A 15,866-nucleotide genomic window follows, 5' to 3' on the forward strand; every position below is an offset into this window, starting at 1 on the left:
TAGCCGACTGCCGTTGATTGATTCACCCAATTGAGTGCCGAATAGATGTTCGATTTCTCGATACCATGGGTGACGGCTCGGTGGCAGGCGGAAACGTGGGGAAGGAGCGTGTTCGATGACTCGTGAAGGCTGAATCTCTTGGTGCGCGGTGTGTTCACAGCGGTGGGTTCACAGCGGCGCGAGGTTGAGACAGCGTGTTTGCTGCGAGCGATTCGACAGGTGCAGAGTTCGACAGGTACAGCGGCAGTGCGTTCGCTGCGATTCCGAGGCGACGGATTCGATACGACGGTTGCGCGGTGGCTAGGCCTGAGGCAGCGGGTTTGTGGTGGCGGCCCGAAACAGGGTCAGGTCTCCGCAACGCTGGGTCGGCATGGCGTTTTGGCATGGCGTTTCGGTATGGCGTTTCGGCATGGCACCAGGTCGGCACCAGGCCGAGTCGACGCAGCGTTTCAGCGCGGCACTAGGTCGCCGCAACGCGGGGTCGACGACACAGTGCAGGCTGCGCAGTACAGCTGACGCGACGAGTCCAACGCAATGACAGCTCGGTCGGCGATGCGGTTACCGCGACGCGCTCGTCGCGGCGCGGTAACTGCCGCGCAGGCCCGATGCAAGGCGGACTATCGCATTGCAGGACATGGCAATGCGGCTACTGTGGTCGATGCAGCGCAAACCGTCGCGGCTCGGCAGCTCGTCGCGGCTCGGCAGCCCGTCGCAGCTTGGCGGCCTGTCACAGCGTCGCGACCTGTCACCGCATGGCGGCCCGTCGCAGCTTGGCAGCCCGTCGCGGCGCACGGCCTGTCGCGGCTCGGCGGCCCGTGGCAGCTTGGCACCCCGTCGCGGCGTCACGGCTCATTGCGGCGTCACGGCCCGTTGAGGATTAATGTCCCGTTGCGACGTGACAGCCTGTCGCTGCTTGACGGCCGCCGCAGCTTGGCGACCCACCGCGGCGTCGCGGCCCGCCGCAGACGTCGAGCCGAAGCTGCGACGACTGCCAAACCCCTGCGCCACAACGTGATCACCCCAGCGGCAGATCAAACGCGACAAGTGTCCCCAAACTAGGCGAAGAATTGAGGAAAAACCGCCCACCAGCAGCATCAGCACGCTCGGCGAGATGCCGGAGCCCCCGGGTAGCAACCCCTTGCGGCACCCCGGATCCGTTGTCCCGCACGCGAAGTTTCACGCCCTCCGCATCGCGAGTCAACGTCACGCGGGTCTCGCTCGCCCCGGAGTGTCGGACCACATTGGACAGTGCCTCGCGCAGTGCCGCGCGGATGTGGTCGGCCCGTTCGGCCGGAATGTCGGCGAACTCGCCGGACAACTCCAGGGTCGGCGGATACCCGAGCAGTTCGCCGGCGATGCGCACCTCGCCGCGCGCGGATTCGGCGAGGTCCGTCGGGGTGCCGGGGTCGTGGCGCGGCTCCGGGGAGCGCAGTGCGCGCACGGTGCCGCGGATTTCCTCGATGGTCTGGTCCAGCTGGTCGATCGCGTCGGACAGCCGGGCCCCGTCGGCCTGCGCGAAGCGTTTCCGCATATTGCGGCGGACGCGGTCCAGCTGCATCCCGGTGCCGTAGAGCCGTTGCACGATCACGTCGTGCAGTTCGCGGGCGATGCGTTCGCGCTCCTGATAGAGCGTCACGCGATGCCGCGCGTTCGCGCCCTCCGCCAGCGCGAGCACTACCCCGGCCTGCGCCGCGAACGCCGCGAGCATCTCGACCGTGCCCGCGGAGAACGGCTCGCGCCCCTGCCGTCGGTACACCGTGAGCGCGCCAAGCACCCGCCCGCCGGAACCGAACGGCGCGGCTGCGAACGGCCCGTACCCGCGAAGTTCGTCCGGCACATACGGCGCCGTCCGCGGATCGACGATGAAGTCCTCCGCCGCGATCGGCTCGCTGCCGCGCGCGACCTGGCCCGCCGCGGAGTCCGTCTCGAGCGTCAGCCCGCGCAGCTCCCCGACCGGCCCGCCTTCGACGTCGCCCGCCGGCGCCTCCGCGAGCAAGCCGTCGACCCCATACGCCGCCTCGACCACGACGCGCCCGTCGTCGGCGCTGACCATCGCCAAACCGAGGTCCGCGTCCGCGAGTTCAACAGCCCTGGCCACGACTGTTTCCAGCACCGCTTCCGGGTCGTCCCCGGACAGCGCGGTGCTGGTGATCTCCGTAGCCGCGGAGAGGGCGCGCGCGGCGAGTGTCGGGTCCATGAGCAACTCCGACCTTAGCGCGGACCCCAGCCCCAGACCCGAAATCGTGACCGTCACCAACAACCCTCCGTCACGCCGCCACCCGCGGCAACGCCCGCCGCACGACGCGCCCGTCCCGAACCTCGAAAACCATGTCCGCTTGCAGCTCTTCGTCCGCATTGTGCGTTACGTGCACGACGGTCCGTCCAGCAAGCTCTGTACGCAACGTCGCGCGCAACGCCCGCGCCGTCGGCTCGTCAAGGTGCGACGTCGGCTCGTCAAGCAACACCAACTCCGCCGACGGAGCCGCCAGCAACGCCCGCGCCAACGCCACCCGCTGCGCCTGCCCACCGGACAACCCGGCCCCGGCGCTGTCGAGCACCGTCGCCAGATCCAGGTCCGGCAACTGCGCCTGATCCAGCACCCGCCGCAAATCGGACGTCTCCGCCCGAGGGTCCGCGAGCCGCAAATTCTCCGCCACCGTCGTCGACACCAACATCGGCTCCTGCGGCGCCCAAGCCACCTTGCCCGGCACGACAACCTCGCCCGCTCGAGGCTGAAGGAACCCCAGCAAAGCCGCCACCAACGTCGACTTGCCAGCCCCGCTCGGCCCGACGACCGCCACATAAGCCCCGGTCGGCACGCTCAGCTCGACGTCCTTCAGCACTGCCTCGCCGCCAGGCCACCCCAGCTCCGCACCCCGCAACCGGACTTCGGACGGGCCTGGTTCAGCAACGACGGACGCTGCCTCGTCTCGCACTCCCGCCGGTTCAGCACTCGGGTGAGCTTCGTGACCGTCAGCTCCAGGAATCCAGGCTTCCCCAGCGACCGCGCCGCCCAGCGCAGCACCAATCTCCGGCTCGCCAACTACCGCACCAAGCCGAACCCGAGCCGCTCGCAGCGTGTCCCAATGCACCGCTGCCTGCGGAAGCAGCGCCAAAACCTCCGCCAACGCCAACGGCACCAACGCCAGCAGCGGCGCCATCACGCCCGCCAGCTCCCCGCGGCCGACCGCCCCCGCGGCCAGCATCGTGCTGACCACCGCAGCCGCCCCGGTCGCCAGCGTGATCAGCGCGTCCGCCGCGCCCGCGCCGAACGCCTGCCGTCGCGTGTCGATTGCCAGCTGGGTGTCCGTCGTGGCCAGGTCGCGGCGACGCGAAGCCGCCCGGCCGTAGGCGAGCAACTCCGCTGCCGACGAGAACAGCACCAAGACCCGCGCCGCGACGTCACGTCGTCCGGCCGCGAGGGCCGAAGTCGCGCGGCGTTCCAAGCGCAGCGCGACCGCCGGCGCCGCCAAACCGACCAGCACCGTCAGGGCCAGCACCAAACCGGCCGAGGGCAGGACCATCGTCTGCACCGCGATTGCCCCGGCCGCGACCAGCCCGACCACGATCGGCGGCGAGACGACTCGCGGCAGCAAATCCCGCACGGTGTCGACATCGGTCACCAGTCGCCGCTGGCTCTCCCCGGCTTCGAGGCTGCGCGCCGGACCCAAGCGCACCAACGCATTCCACAAGCGAACCCGCAACCGTCCGGCGATCCGGAACGCGGCGTCGTGCGTCACGAGCCGTTCGACATACCGGAGTCCGGCCCGTCCTAGTCCGAAAGCACGTACCCCGACGACTGCGACGGTCAAGGTCAGAATCGGTGGCTGCAGGGACGCTTTGGCGATCAGCCAACCGGAAGTCGCGGTAAGGGCGATCCCGGCCAAAAGCGCCAAGGCACCCAAGAAAGCGCCGGAGAAGAGCCGTCGGTCAAGCAACGCGCGCCAGGGAATCGGCCGCGCATCGGGACTGTCCGAAGCGGACTCAACGACCGCGCTTGGAGCTGAGTCCTCAATGGCCACTGCGGCAGAACGTTCGTGCGCGGCGATTACCGCCGCTGCCCCGTTTTCGACGGCTCGCTCCACCGCGTCCAGCACCCGCCGTGCATTGACGTCGTCCAGGTGCGCGGTGGGCTCGTCCAGCAGCAGCAACCACGCGCCCGACTGAACCCGCAGCAACGCTCGAGCCACGGCGACGCGCTGGCGTTGTCCCAAGGAAAGCCGGTCGACCGGACGGTCGGCGAGACCGTGCAAGCCCAGTTCGCTGAGCACTGCGTCGACGTCGGGTCCGGCAAGCTCTTCCCGCACTGTGCCGCCGCTGAAGACTGGCGTCTGCGGAACCCACGCGATGCCAGCGCGCCACCGTTCGAGGTCGGCTTCGGCGAGCGGGACGTCACCGGCCATGACCGACCCGTCATAGGACGGCACGAAGCCCAGCAATGTCGCCAATGTCGTCGATTTGCCGCCACCGCTCGGTGCGCGCAGCCACACGATCTGGCCGCGGCGGACCTCGAAACTCTCGCCGTCCGGGGCGAATCCGCCGCGTCGGGCGACTTTTAGGTCGGACACAACCAACGATCCACAAGGCGCGGTGCGCGTTCCGTCGGCCGGGACCGGCTCCGCGAGCACCGCGGTCACCCGGCGGACCGCTTCCACGCCGTCCTCGCTCGCGTGGAATGCCGCGCCGACCGCGCGAATCGGCTGGTAGCACTCGGGAGCGAGGATCAGCACGCCGAGTCCGATCGCCAGCGGGAGCGAACCCGAGACGAGTCGGACGCCGATGACGACTGCCACCAGCGCGACCGACAGCGTCGCGGCGAGCTCCAGCACGAACGCCGAGGAGAACGCGACCTTCAACGTCTTGAGCGTCGCGCGACGATGCCGTTCCGACAGTTTCCGCACGGTTTCGGCCTGCGCGTCAGCCCGCCGGAACGCGGTGAGCACTGGCAACGCACGCACCAGTTCGAGGAGCAGACCGGACATCCGGTGCACCGCGTCCGTCGCGCCGGCAACCCGGTCGGCGGTGAATTTTCCTACCAGGACAGCGAACATCGGCAGCAACGGGACCGTCGCGGCGATGATCACCGCCGACGGCCAATCTGTCCACAGGATCGCCGCGCCTGCCGCGAGCGGGACGACCGCGGCGGTGACGAGCGCGGGAAGGTACTCGCGGAAGTAGGAATCGAGTGCGTCGAGGCCGCGCGTGACGAGCGTCGTGAGTTCGCCGTGACCGCGCCGGGCCAGCCATTCCGGGCCGAGGCGCAACGCGTGGTCGACGACGCGGGCGCGCAGGTCGCGTTGCGCGGTCGCGGCGGCGCGTGCGGAGACAACCCGCACCGCCCAGCTGGTGCCGGCGCGGCCCACGACGAGCGCGACCAGAACAGCCAGCTGGACGGTGCGGCCCCCTTCCCCCAGCCCCCGGGAGACCACGTCCGCGAGGAGGTCTGCTAGCAGAAAGGCTTGCCCGACAAGGAAAACCGCGTTCCCGAACGACAGCACCGCGACCAGGATCAGCGCTCGGCGCGCGGCCGGCCCCAAGGCCGAAAGCGCGCCGAGCGGACCCTTGCCCGGCCGCACTGGGTCCATGGGGGACCCGGTGGCGGAAAGGGGTGCGCGGCCGGGAAGTTCAGTCATGTCAGTGCGCCGCCGGGATGTGCTGGACGCCGATGCGCTTGCGGAAAACCCAGTAGGTCCAACCTTGGTAGATCAGCACCGCCGGCGCGCCGAACGCGCCGACCCAGGTCATCACCGTCAGCGTGTAGTGGCTGACCGCGGTGTTCATGACGGTCAGCGAGTGCGCGGGGTCCAATGTGGACGGAAGGACGTTCGGGTAGAGCGCGCCGAAGAAGGTCACCGCGGCGCCCGTGATGACGACCGCGAGCGCGGCGAACGCCTGCCCGTCGCGGTCGGCGTGCAGCCGCAGCCACGCCACCGCCGCGGCGAGGACGACGATCACCAGCGAGATGAGCGTCCACAGTTTGCCTTCGCGGACCTGGACGACCACCAGGAACGCGATCAGCGGCAGCAGCCCGACCGGGAGGATGCGCAGCGCGAGCGTGCGCGCACGTTCCCGCAGGTCACCGGTGGTTTTCAGGGCCAGGAACGCCGCGCCGTGCACGAGCGAGAAGCCGACGATGGCCACCGCGCCGAGCAGCGTGTCCCACCGGACCGACTCGAACGGCGACCCGACGCGGTTGCCTTGCGCGTCGAGCGGCAGGCCGAGCACGGTGGTCGCGAGCAGGAGCCCGACGCCCAGCGGCGGGACCCAGGAACCGATGATGATCACGCGGTCCCAGACGCGCCGCCAGCGCTCGGAGTCGACCTTGCCGCGGTACTCGAACGCGACGCCGCGCCCGATGAGCGCGATGAGGACGAGCAGCAGCGGGAGGTACGCGCCCGAGAAAAGCGAGGCGTACCACCCGGGGAACGCCGCGAAGGTCGCCCCGGCCGCGACGATCAGCCAGACCTCGTTGCCGTCCCAGACCGGCCCGATCGTGTTGACGAGGACGCGCCGCTCGGTGTTCGTCTTCCCGAGCACCGGCAGCAGCATCCCGACGCCGAAGTCGAATCCTTCGAGGAAGAGATACCCCAGCCAGAACAACGCGACGATCGCGAACCACAGCGTTTCGAGTGTCATCCCCACTCACCTCGTCCGGCGCCTGCCGGCGTCATCCGGTCGGCCACCGGGTTGTCCCCACGATGGCCCTGAGTTATCCACAACCCGACGAGTTGTCCACAGATTTGCTGTGGGTAACCCGCGAGAGCCACCACCCGATTACGCTGGGTACGGGGCGTCCCCCCGGTGAGGGTGGGGGCTGCGTACGCGCGGGGAGGGGTTGGGGCAAGAGTTCGCGGCGGTTGGTGCGGCTGGGCGGTGTGAGCTGGGGTGGGGGCGCTCGGTACCGCGGGCGGGGACGCGAGGTGGGGCGTCGTCGCGGCGGGCTGGTTCGTCGCGGGGGCGGCTATCAAGGCCGAGGCCGAGGCGTGCCTGTCCAGCGTTGCGTTCATCTCCACCTCCGTCATTTCCATCGCAGCAGTGGTGTCTCCACGAACGCCCGAACACTCAGTCCAGGCCAGTGGAGCGGGCCGCGCCCAGACCCGGCCCTCCGGGTCTTCTGGCGGCACCCCGGCCCGCTCCACCGGGTCAGTAGGCGAACGAAAGCGCCTGGTCATCGGAACCATCGGAGTCCTCGGAATCATCAGAACCGCCGGAATCAGAAGAGGCAGCGGGCGGCATCACCGCGTCCACCCCGCCCCGGATGTACTTGCGCATCAGGTACAGCTCCACCACGCCCAGCACCGCGTACAGCACTGTCAACGAGATCAGCGACGTCAGCACCTCGCCGACGGTCAGCTTCGACACCGCCTGCGCCGTGAACATCCACATGCCCTCGACGCCGGTCGGATTCGGCGCGACCACGAACGGCTGCCTGCCCATCTCCGTGAAGATCCAGCCGGCGCTGTTGCCGATGAACGGCGTCGCGATGCCGCCCAGCACCATCAGCGGGAACCAGCGTCCCCCGGGGATCCGGCCGCGCCGGGTGAGCCACAGGGCCAGCAGGCCGATGCCCGCCGAGATCGCGCCGAAGCCGATCATGATCCGGAAGCCCCAGTACGTCACCGGCAGGCTGGGCACGTAGTCGATCGGCTTGCCCGCCAGCGTTCCGAGCGCGGGGTCGTTCGGGTAGTTCGTGCCGTATTTCGCCTGGTACTCGGTCACCAGGTTCTCCACGCCCTTGACCTCGGTCGAGAAGTCGTTGTGCGCCAGGAAAGACAGCAGCGCGGGCACGTTGAACGTCTTCACGTCCTCGCAGTTGGCGTTGGCCACGTCGCCGATCGCGATGATCGAGAAGCTCGCCGGCTTTTCCGTGTGGCACAACGCCTCCGCCGACGCCATCTTCATCGGCTGCTGCTCGAACATCAGCTTGCCCTGCATGTCGCCGGTGATCGCCAGCACCGCGAACGCCACCACGCCGACCCAGCCGCCGAGACGCAGCGACGAGCGCCAGACGTCGCGGTGTTCGTCCGAATCCGACTTGCGACGCCGCCACAGGTGCCATCCGGCCACGCCGACCAGGAACGCCGCCGCCACCGAGAACGCGCCGGCCAGCGTGTGCGGGATCGCGGCGAGCGCGGTGTTGTTCGTGAGCACCGCGCCGATCGAGTTCATCGTCGGCTTGCCGTTCACGAACTCGACGCCCACCGGGTGCTGCATCCACGAGTTCGCGGCGAGAATGAAGTACGCCGAGGCCATCGTGGCCAGCGAAAACGCCCAGGCACAGGCCAGGTGCACCCGGCGCGGCAGCCGGTCCCAGCCGAAGATCCACAGGCCGAGGAAGACCGACTCGACGAAGAACGCGAGGAGGCCCTCCATCGCGAGCGGCGCGCCGAACACGTCGCCGACGAACCGCGAGTAGGCGCTCCAGCTCATCCCGAACTGGAATTCCTGCACGATCCCGGTGACCACGCCCATGGCGAAGTTGACGAGCAGCAGCTTGCCCCAGAACTTCGTCATCTTGAGGTGCCGCGGCTTGCCGGTGCGCACCCATGCCGTCTGCATGGCCGCGACCAGCACCGAAAGTCCGATGGTCAGCGGGACCATCAGGAAGTGGTAGACGGTGGTGATGCCGAACTGCCACCGCGCGAGCTCTAGGACATCCACGGGTTCGATCCTCCGCGCGGACACCCGCGCCAGCCAGTTCAACACGTCCTGAACCAGCCGGGACCAACGTCCCGCCGACCTGCCGAAACCCCGCGCGGGGAAAGAGCGGAGCTACCCCCGATCAGGTGGCGGCTAGCGCGTCTCCTCCACGAGCCACGACAAGTACCGCGGGCTGCCGCCGACGATCGGCGTGACGATGACCTCGGGCAGGTCGTAGGGATGCCGCACGTTGAGGAACTCCTCCAGCGCGCCGGACCGGTCCGCGGCCGTCTTGCACTCGACCCGCCATTCGGCCGCCGTCTGCACCTCGTCCTCCCACCGGAAAACGCTGGTGATCGGCCCCACGATCTGGGCGCACGCGGCGAGCCGGGCCTCGATGGCGCTCGCGGCGATGGTGCGCGCGGCGGCCTCGGAGTCGACGGTGGTGGTGACGACGACGTGGTCAGCAGACATGACCCGCACCGTACCGCAGCCGGAAAACAGAATTCGGCGCACCGAAAAAAATAATCCGGCTACCCGGCGGCCAGCATTCTGCCGACCTTATCAGGCAATTCGCGAAACCCATCAGCTTGCGGTTTTCTGAACCTCCCCTTTATCGTTGCAGTGAAAGGGGTGAGCACGAACTCATGTCTCCCGCATTGGTCGCTCTGTTCAGCGCGTTCGGCCTGGTACTGGCCGTCGAGCTGCCGGACAAGACGCTCGTCGCGACCCTCGTGCTCACCACCCGTTTCCGGGCTTGGCCGGTATTCGCCGGAGTATGCGCGGCGTTCGCCGTGCAATGCGTGATCGCGGTCGCTTTCGGCAGCCTGCTCACGCTCTTGCCGGAAACCCTTGTTTCGGTGCTGGTCGCCGCGATGTTCGGCGTCGGCGCGTTCCTGCTGCTGCGCGAGGGCTTCAGCGAAGGCAGCGAGGCGGGCGAGGACGCCTCCCGCTCCGGGCCCGGGCCGGTTTCGTTCCTGCGCTCCGCGCTCACGTCGTTCGGCGTGCTCTTCGCCGCGGAGTGGGGCGACGCCTCGCAGCTGGCGACCGCCGGTCTCGTCGCGCGCCTTGGCAATCCGTTCGCGGTCGGGGTCGGCGCGTTCGTCGCGCTCGTGTCGGTCGCCGGGCTGGCGGTGTTCATCGGCGCGAAGATCCGCGACCGGATCCGGCCGAAGCTGATCCAGCGGGTCGCCGGGTTCGTGTTCGCCGGATTCGCCGCGTTCGCGCTGGCCCAGCTGCTCTGGTAACCGCGGTTTCACAGGAACGCCAGGTAACCTCTTCGGAACCCCCGAACGAGGACCAGGTGAACCCCCGGTGACGCCATGGCCTCCGCCATGACCGCCGAGGAGCGCCCGTGCCGACCACTTCCCGCGCCGCCGCGCCTCCGGTTTCGCCGGTGCACGGCAGGCTCGCGCTGGTCGGCATCGGGGCGGCCGTGGCCATCGCCACGGACCTGCACCTGCGGCTTTCCGCGCAGATCAGCCCGGTCTGGCAGACGCTCTCGGAGTACGTCTACGGCAGGCTCGGCGACCACTCGGCCGCGCGACTGTTCGCCTTCATGTGCCTGGCCCTCGCGCTGGGTTCGCTGGCGTTGCTGGCCGGGCTCGTCAAGGCTCGCCGTTCGCCCGCGGTCGTCGTCCTGCTCGGCGTCTGGTGCGCCGGCCTCACCATCTGCGCGACGGTCCCCGTCGACCCCAACGGCGAAGCCCGTTCCTTCGACGGCCAGCTGCACAACGCCGCCGCCCTCACCGCGTTCCTCGCGCTCCCCACCGCCGCCTGGCTGCTGACCCGGCGCGGCGGTCGCTCGTGCCCGTGGGAGCCGCGCCGCACGACGATCCGCCGGCTGGCCGTCGCGAGTTTCGCCAGCGTGGCGGTAGTACTAGGCGGCTTCGTCTTCACCCTGATCACCGGGCCGGCACAGCAGGAAGTGACGCTCGGACTGTTCGAGCGGCTGCTGTTCACGGTGGACCTGGCGCTGCTGCTGACCATGGTCCGGCCGCTGGTCGCCGCGTCCCGCCGCTAGGTCCGCAACACCTCGGCCAGCTTCGCGGCCGCCTCCAGCGCTAACGGCCCGACCTCGTCCGAAACCAGCGGCTCCAACGAGATCACCCCGACGCTCGCCCGCAGCCCAGGAACGCCACGCACCGGCGCGGCCACCCCCGAAGCACCAGCCTCGATCTCGCCGGTCGACACGGCCCACTGGTCAGTGCCACCGGGCCGCAACGCCATCGCCCGGCCCGCCGCGCCCGCGGCGAGCGCATGCCTGCTGCCGACCCGGTAAGCCACGTGATAACTCGTCCACGACGGCTCCACCACCGCGACCGCCTGCGCGTGATCGCCCTGCGCGACCGTCAGATGCGCTGTCGCGCCGACCTTCTCGGCCAGCTCGCGCAGCACCGGCCGCGCGGCCTCGCGCAGCTGTGGCAGCACCTGACCGGCCAGCCGCAGCACTCCGACGCCGAGCCGCACCTTCGTGCCGTCCCGCCAGATCAGGCCGCGTTCAGCCAACGGGACCAGCAGCCGGTACACCGCCGCGCGGCTCGCGCCGATGGTCACCGCCAGCTCGGAGATGGTCGCCGCTTGCTCGCCCGAATCGGCCACCGCCTGCAGCAGCGCCAGACCGCGGTCGAGGGTCAGCGACCCCTCCGTGCTCACAACAGTTCGAGTTCACCCAGGTCGGCCACCGGCTCGGCGAACGAAGCCGCCGCGTACGAACCGAAGAGCTCTCGCACCGCCTTCGCGGCCGGCTCCGGCAACGCGCGCGCTTCGTCGGCGAGAGCCTTGCCGTCGGTCGACTCGAGCGCTTCGCGGACGTCGCCGCCGGAGAGGCAGCGCGCCGACGCGACGAGCAGGTTCAGGAAGCCGTGATGCGTGAAGCCGGTCTCGGCGTCGACGTGCCGGACCGCGCGGTGCAGGCTGTTCGTCGCCTTGAACGACGCCCCCGGCGAGCCGCTGACCACGGACAGGAAGTCGGCGACCTCGTCGACGCTGGGGAAGTTCTCCCCCGCCTTGCCGCCGCAGCGGATCTTCGGCCAGCTGCCGTGCTCGATCACGTTGCGGACGCCGTCCAGCCAGCCGACGCCGCGGCGCGGTTCGACCACCCGGATGACGTCCTCGGGCACGAACTCCGAGACGCGCTCGAGCCACACCTCGTCGACGTCGGACGGGGCGGGCATCTCCACCATCCGCAGCGACAGCAGCTCGCTGCGCGATTCGACGATCGAGATCGCCTTCGGAACGCCGCCGAGCCCGGTGTCGATGATCAGCGACAGCGGCAGCGGCTCCTTGGGTTTGATCTTGATCAGCTCGGTGATCAGCTCGGGCAGCCGCGAGGCCTGGCACAGGAAAACCCCGAGCACCCCGGCGTGTTCTCCGCCGCGCGACGCGAAGTGCGCGCGAAGCGCCTCCGGCATCGCGACGTCCGCGGGCGGGAAGAGCGCCGAGTCGTCGACGAGCCGCGCGAACAGGGGAGGAATTCCACGGGGGCCGGGGGGCGTGAGTTCCACAGCGCTTGACACGACTGACACGCTAGTAGCGTACGGCAAGAGGACAAAATCGTTCGCTCTGCGGACGCGTTCCGAGAGCCTTTCGCCGAAGGATCAACCGCCCCGATCGGCCGAATCCGCCCGGCCCCGCCTTTGATCCGACTCGCTGACCAGCACTTTCCCGCCCCGTGGGTGATCTTCGCGCGCACTCTTCCCTTTGCGTGGCAATTCAGGTTAGGCTCACCTAAGTAGGAGGTGAGCCGTGACCGAGGCACCCGTATCCGTGCGCCGCCCGCCCGCGCCGAACCCCGCCGAACGCGCGAAGACGATCGCGACCCGCGGCGGCCCGGCGACGATCATGCCGACCGTCGAGAACGCCGGCTGCGAAGCCGAACGCGTCGAGCCCGTCCTGCATCACGTGCACCACAGCGGAAGCGTCAGCATTCTTCTGCCGGACGAGCACCCGATGGTGTGCGCGTCCCGGCAGGCTCAGCGCGGCGAGCTCGCCGTCATGGTCGAGCTCGCCGACCACGCCCCGGTGGCGCTGCGGGAACCGGTCCGCGGCCTGCTGTGGATCACCGGATGGCTCCGGCCGCTGACGGAGGTGTCGGCCCGCGCGCGTGCGGTGTCGATCGCCGAACAGCGGCCGGACCACCGGCTTCTCGACGTCGGCCATGGCCTCACGCTGCTCCGGCTGACCCCGGCGTCGCTGGTGCTCGCCGACGCGGAGGGCACGCATTCGCTGCGGCCGCACATGTTCAGCGCGGCCCCGCCGGACCCGTTCCACGACTACGAGGCCGAATGGCTGCGCCACCTGGAAAGCGACCATCCGGACGTGGTGGAGCAGCTGGCCCGGCACCTGCCGGCGAACCTGCGCGGCGGCCGGATCCGCCCGCTCGGCCTCGACCGGTACGGCCTGCGCCTGCGCGTCGAATCGGCGGCGGGCGACCACGACGTCCGCCTCGCGTTCTCCCGGACGGTCGACAGCCCGCCGCAGCTGGCGGCGGAACTGCGGCGGCTGCTCGGCTGCCCGTTCCTCCGCGGCGAAGCTTGACCGGTCGTGAAGGACTCCTTGAGGGAATCAGATTCCCTCAAGGAGTCCTTCACGGAGCTTCAGTCGTCCGCCAGCTCCGGAGGGAACCCGCCGGTCGCGATCGGGCCCCAGCGGTCGATCGTGATCCGGATCAGGCTCTTGCCCTGCTTGCGCATCGCTTCGCGGTACTCGTCCCAGTTGGGGTGCTCGCCGGAGATGCTGCGGAAGTAGTCGACCAGCGGCTCGACCGAATCCGGCAGATCGATCACCTCCGCGGTCCCGTCGACCTGCACCCACGGGCCGTTCCACTCGTCCGACAGCACGCACACCGACACCTGGGAGTTGCGCCGGAGGTTCACCGCCTTCGCGCGCTTCGGATACGTCGCGATGACGATCCGGCCCTCGTCGTCGACGCCGCACGTGTTCGGGGACAGCTGCGGCCGTCCGTCGGCGCGGGTGGTCACCAGGATCGCGTGGTGCCGCTGCTTGAGGAACGCGACCAGCTCGGCGCGCTCGACCTTCGTGTTGGTGGCGATAGTCCTCGGCATACCCCGACGGTAGCGTGCGTTCATGCGCACCACAGAGCGTTCCGGAGGGCCATCGGGCCTGCGTTCCTGGCTCAATCCGGCACTTCCGGCGTTCCCGGCTCCGATCACCGACGCCCGCGAGCGGCGCGCGGTCAAGATCGAGCTGGTCCTCGTCTTCGGCATCACCCTCGGGCTGTCCGGTGCGCGCAGCCTGCTGTCCCTTGTGGACTCTCTGCTGCGCCCGACCCCGTTGGCGCAGCAGCAAGTGCAGCTCAACGTCCCGCGCGCCGCCGCGAGCCTGCTGGACCTCCTCCAGCAGCTGCTGAGCGCCGCGCAGCTGATCGGCTGGGGCGGGCTCGGGCTGTACCTGCTGTGGCGGGCCGGGCTGAAACTGCGGGAAATCGGCCTGAGCCGCCGCATCCGCTCCGACGCGCTCATCACCGTCGGAATCGCCGCGCTGATCGGCATTCCCGGGCTCGCGCTGTACTTCATCTCCTATCACCTCGGCTTCAGCCTCGCGGTGCAACCGTCCACTTTGGGCGATACCTGGTGGCGGCCGATCGCGCTGACGCTTTCCGCGTTCGGCAACGCTTTCGCCGAGGAAGTGCTCGTAATCGGCTACCTGCTCACGCGGCTGCGCCAACTCGGCGTGCGCGAGAACGCGTCGCTGTTCGGCGCGGCGGTACTGCGCGGTTCCTACCACCTATACCAAGGGTTCGGCGGCTTCGTCGGCAACCTCGTGATGGGGCTGGTGTTCGGCCGGGTGTGGCAGCGGACCAACCGGCTGTGGCCGCTCATCGCCGCGCATACTTTGTTCGATGTGGTGTCCTTCGTCGGCTATTCGTTGCTGAAAGGCCGTCTTTCCTGGCTCCCGTGATGCCCGCTCATTAGGCTCCGTTTTGTGAGCGAGACGAGCGAGATGGCCGCACCTCCCAAGGTGGACAGCGAAGTCGGGCCGCTGCGGGCAGTCCTGTTGCACCGGCCGGGAAACGAGCTGAAACGGCTCACTCCCCGCAACAACGACAAGCTCCTTTTCGACTCCATCCCGTGGGTGAGCCGCGCGCAGCAGGAACACGACGCGTTCGCCGACGTCCTGCGCGGCCGCGGCGTCGAGGTGCTGCTGCTGGCCGACGTTCTCCGCACCGCGCTGGAAGATCAGCGCGCGCACGCCGCCGGTGTCCACGCCGCGGTGGACGACCGTCGTCTCGGCAACGACCTCGCGGATTCGCTGAGGTCGCACCTGACGAGCGTCGACGCGCCCACGCTCGCCGAGGTCCTGATGGCGGGCATGACGTTCGAGGAGCTGCCGTCCGCCGAGGGCGCGTCGCTGGTGCGGATGATGCACAACCCGCGCGACTTCGCCGTCGACCCGTTGCCCAACCTGCTCTTCACCCGCGATTCGTCGGCCTGGATCGGCGACCGCGTCGCGATCTCGTCGCTGACCATGCCCGCGCGGCGGCGGGAAACGGCGCTGCTCGACCTGATTTACGCCTACCATCCGCGATTCCGCCACGCCGCCCGCGCTTACGGCGCGCATTCCGCGCCGATCGAAGGCGGCGACGTCATGTTGCTGGCGCCCGGTGTCGTCGCGATCGGCGTCGGCGAACGCACGACGCCTGCTGGCGCCGAATCGCTCGCCCGTTCCGTATTCGCCGACGGACTCGCGCATACCGTCGTCGCGGTGCCGATCGAACAATCGCGCGCGACGATGCATCTCGACACCGTGTGCACGATGGTCGATGTCGACGCCGTGGTGATGTATCCGCTCGCGCGCGATTCCCTCACCGCGTTCACCATCAAGCCGACCGGCGACGGCGGCGTCAAAGTCGCCGGCCCGACGCCATTCCTCGAAGCCGCCGCGGAAGCGATGGAGATCGACCGGCTGCGGGTGATCGACACCGGCCTCGACCCGGTCACCGCGGAGCGCGAGCAGTGGGACGACGGCAACAACACGCTGGCCTTGGCCCCTGGCGTGGTCGTGGGGTACGAACGCAACGCGGAGACCAACGAACGGCTGACCGCGGCGGGAATCGAGGTGCTGCCGATCACCGGGTCCGAGCTGGGATCCGGACGCGGCGGCCCGCGCTGCATGTCCTGCCCGGTGCGCCGCGATCCCCCGCCGAAGCGGCACTGACTCCCCGCACGGGCGAAGTTAGCCTTTCCTTAATAAGGGTAAACACA

The 15,866-nt window shown here is 69.5% G+C and carries 13 protein-coding genes; 5 read left to right on the forward strand and 8 right to left on the reverse strand.

The window, feature by feature from the left end; all coding sequences use genetic code 11:
• Positions 1-1,015 precede the first annotated feature (1,015 nt).
• The 5 genes from ABD156_RS31225 to cutA all read right to left on the reverse strand — a co-directional run bounded on the left by ABD156_RS31225 (position 1,016) and on the right by cutA (position 9,114).
• On the reverse strand, positions 1,016-2,197 hold the full coding sequence (locus ABD156_RS31225; protein ID WP_344281920.1) for a GAF domain-containing sensor histidine kinase: 1,182 nt from the start codon (positions 2,195-2,197) through the stop codon (positions 1,016-1,018).
• A 70-nt stretch (positions 2,198-2,267) separates the two neighbouring features.
• On the reverse strand, positions 2,268-5,585 hold the full coding sequence (gene cydD, locus ABD156_RS31230) for a thiol reductant ABC exporter subunit CydD (RefSeq protein ID WP_344281923.1): 3,318 nt from the start codon (positions 5,583-5,585) through the stop codon (positions 2,268-2,270).
• Positions 5,586-5,634: 49 nt separating this feature from the next.
• The gene (gene cydB / locus ABD156_RS31235) at positions 5,635-6,636 is read right to left on the reverse strand and encodes a cytochrome d ubiquinol oxidase subunit II (protein WP_344281926.1); all 1,002 of its coding nucleotides are present in this window, start codon (positions 6,634-6,636) and stop codon (positions 5,635-5,637) included.
• Positions 6,637-7,143: 507 nt separating this feature from the next.
• The gene (locus ABD156_RS31240; RefSeq protein WP_344281929.1) at positions 7,144-8,661 is read right to left on the reverse strand and encodes a cytochrome ubiquinol oxidase subunit I; all 1,518 of its coding nucleotides are present in this window, start codon (positions 8,659-8,661) and stop codon (positions 7,144-7,146) included.
• Positions 8,662-8,793: 132 nt separating this feature from the next.
• Positions 8,794-9,114 carry a divalent-cation tolerance protein CutA gene (gene cutA / locus ABD156_RS31245; RefSeq protein ID WP_037718964.1) on the reverse strand — a complete coding sequence of 107 codons (321 nt, stop codon included), beginning with the start codon at positions 9,112-9,114 and terminating at the stop codon, positions 8,794-8,796.
• A 173-nt stretch (positions 9,115-9,287) separates the two neighbouring features.
• On the opposite strand from cutA, the gene ABD156_RS31250 reads away from it, so the two are divergent.
• On the forward strand, positions 9,288-9,887 hold the full coding sequence (locus ABD156_RS31250) for a TMEM165/GDT1 family protein (protein WP_344281934.1): 600 nt from the start codon (positions 9,288-9,290) through the stop codon (positions 9,885-9,887).
• A 107-nt stretch (positions 9,888-9,994) separates the two neighbouring features.
• Positions 9,995-10,663 carry a DUF998 domain-containing protein gene (locus tag ABD156_RS31255; RefSeq protein ID WP_344281937.1) on the forward strand — a complete coding sequence of 223 codons (669 nt, stop codon included), beginning with the start codon at positions 9,995-9,997 and terminating at the stop codon, positions 10,661-10,663.
• On the opposite strand, the gene ABD156_RS31260 is transcribed toward ABD156_RS31255, so the two are convergent.
• Complete coding sequence (locus tag ABD156_RS31260; protein ID WP_344281940.1) at positions 10,660-11,295, reverse strand: IclR family transcriptional regulator domain-containing protein; 636 nt, start codon at positions 11,293-11,295, stop codon at positions 10,660-10,662. The two genes, ABD156_RS31255 and ABD156_RS31260, sit on opposite strands and share 4 nt — an antisense overlap.
• Positions 11,292-12,146 carry a hypothetical protein gene (locus tag ABD156_RS31265; RefSeq protein WP_344282875.1) on the reverse strand — a complete coding sequence of 285 codons (855 nt, stop codon included), beginning with the start codon at positions 12,144-12,146 and terminating at the stop codon, positions 11,292-11,294. The genes ABD156_RS31260 and ABD156_RS31265 overlap by 4 nt, the downstream gene beginning before the upstream one ends.
• 241 nt (positions 12,147-12,387) lie before the next feature.
• On the opposite strand from ABD156_RS31265, the gene ABD156_RS31270 reads away from it, so the two are divergent.
• Positions 12,388-13,179: a DUF2470 domain-containing protein gene (locus ABD156_RS31270; protein WP_344281942.1), complete on the forward strand. Its 792-nt coding sequence runs from the start codon at positions 12,388-12,390 to the stop codon at positions 13,177-13,179.
• Between the two features lie 59 nt (positions 13,180-13,238).
• Here ABD156_RS31270 and ABD156_RS31275 read toward each other — a convergent pair whose 3' ends face one another.
• Complete coding sequence (locus tag ABD156_RS31275) at positions 13,239-13,706, reverse strand: PPOX class F420-dependent oxidoreductase (protein ID WP_344281945.1); 468 nt, start codon at positions 13,704-13,706, stop codon at positions 13,239-13,241.
• A gap of 22 nt (positions 13,707-13,728) precedes the next feature.
• On the opposite strand from ABD156_RS31275, the gene ABD156_RS31280 reads away from it, so the two are divergent.
• Both ABD156_RS31280 and ABD156_RS31285 read left to right on the forward strand, forming a co-directional pair.
• Positions 13,729-14,562, forward strand: a complete 834-nt coding sequence (locus ABD156_RS31280) for a CPBP family intramembrane glutamic endopeptidase (RefSeq protein ID WP_344281948.1) — start codon at positions 13,729-13,731, stop codon at positions 14,560-14,562.
• 60 nt (positions 14,563-14,622) lie between these two features.
• Positions 14,623-15,819, forward strand: a complete 1,197-nt coding sequence (locus tag ABD156_RS31285; RefSeq protein ID WP_344282878.1) for an arginine deiminase — start codon at positions 14,623-14,625, stop codon at positions 15,817-15,819.
• Positions 15,820-15,866 lie beyond the last annotated feature (47 nt).

This window comes from Amycolatopsis albidoflavus (assembly GCF_039525725.1).
In the GTDB taxonomy this organism is placed as follows: domain Bacteria; phylum Actinomycetota; class Actinomycetes; order Mycobacteriales; family Pseudonocardiaceae; genus Amycolatopsis; species Amycolatopsis albidoflava.

Excerpts from the sequence above, each read along its gene's own strand:
- ABD156_RS31225 (WP_344281920.1), bottom strand. The coding sequence starts at position 2,197 with ATGGACCCGACACTCGCCGCGCGCGCCCTCTCCGCGGCTACGGAGATC.
- cydD (WP_344281923.1), bottom strand. The coding sequence starts at position 5,585 with ATGGACCCAGTGCGGCCGGGCAAGGGTCCGCTCGGCGCGCTTTCGGCC.
- cydB (WP_344281926.1), bottom strand. The coding sequence starts at position 6,636 with ATGACACTCGAAACGCTGTGGTTCGCGATCGTCGCGTTGTTCTGGCTG.
- cutA (WP_037718964.1), bottom strand. The coding sequence starts at position 9,114 with ATGTCTGCTGACCACGTCGTCGTCACCACCACCGTCGACTCCGAGGCC.
- ABD156_RS31250 (WP_344281934.1), top strand. The coding sequence starts at position 9,288 with ATGTCTCCCGCATTGGTCGCTCTGTTCAGCGCGTTCGGCCTGGTACTG.
- ABD156_RS31275 (WP_344281945.1), bottom strand. The coding sequence starts at position 13,706 with ATGCCGAGGACTATCGCCACCAACACGAAGGTCGAGCGCGCCGAGCTG.
- ABD156_RS31280 (WP_344281948.1), top strand. The coding sequence starts at position 13,729 with ATGCGCACCACAGAGCGTTCCGGAGGGCCATCGGGCCTGCGTTCCTGG.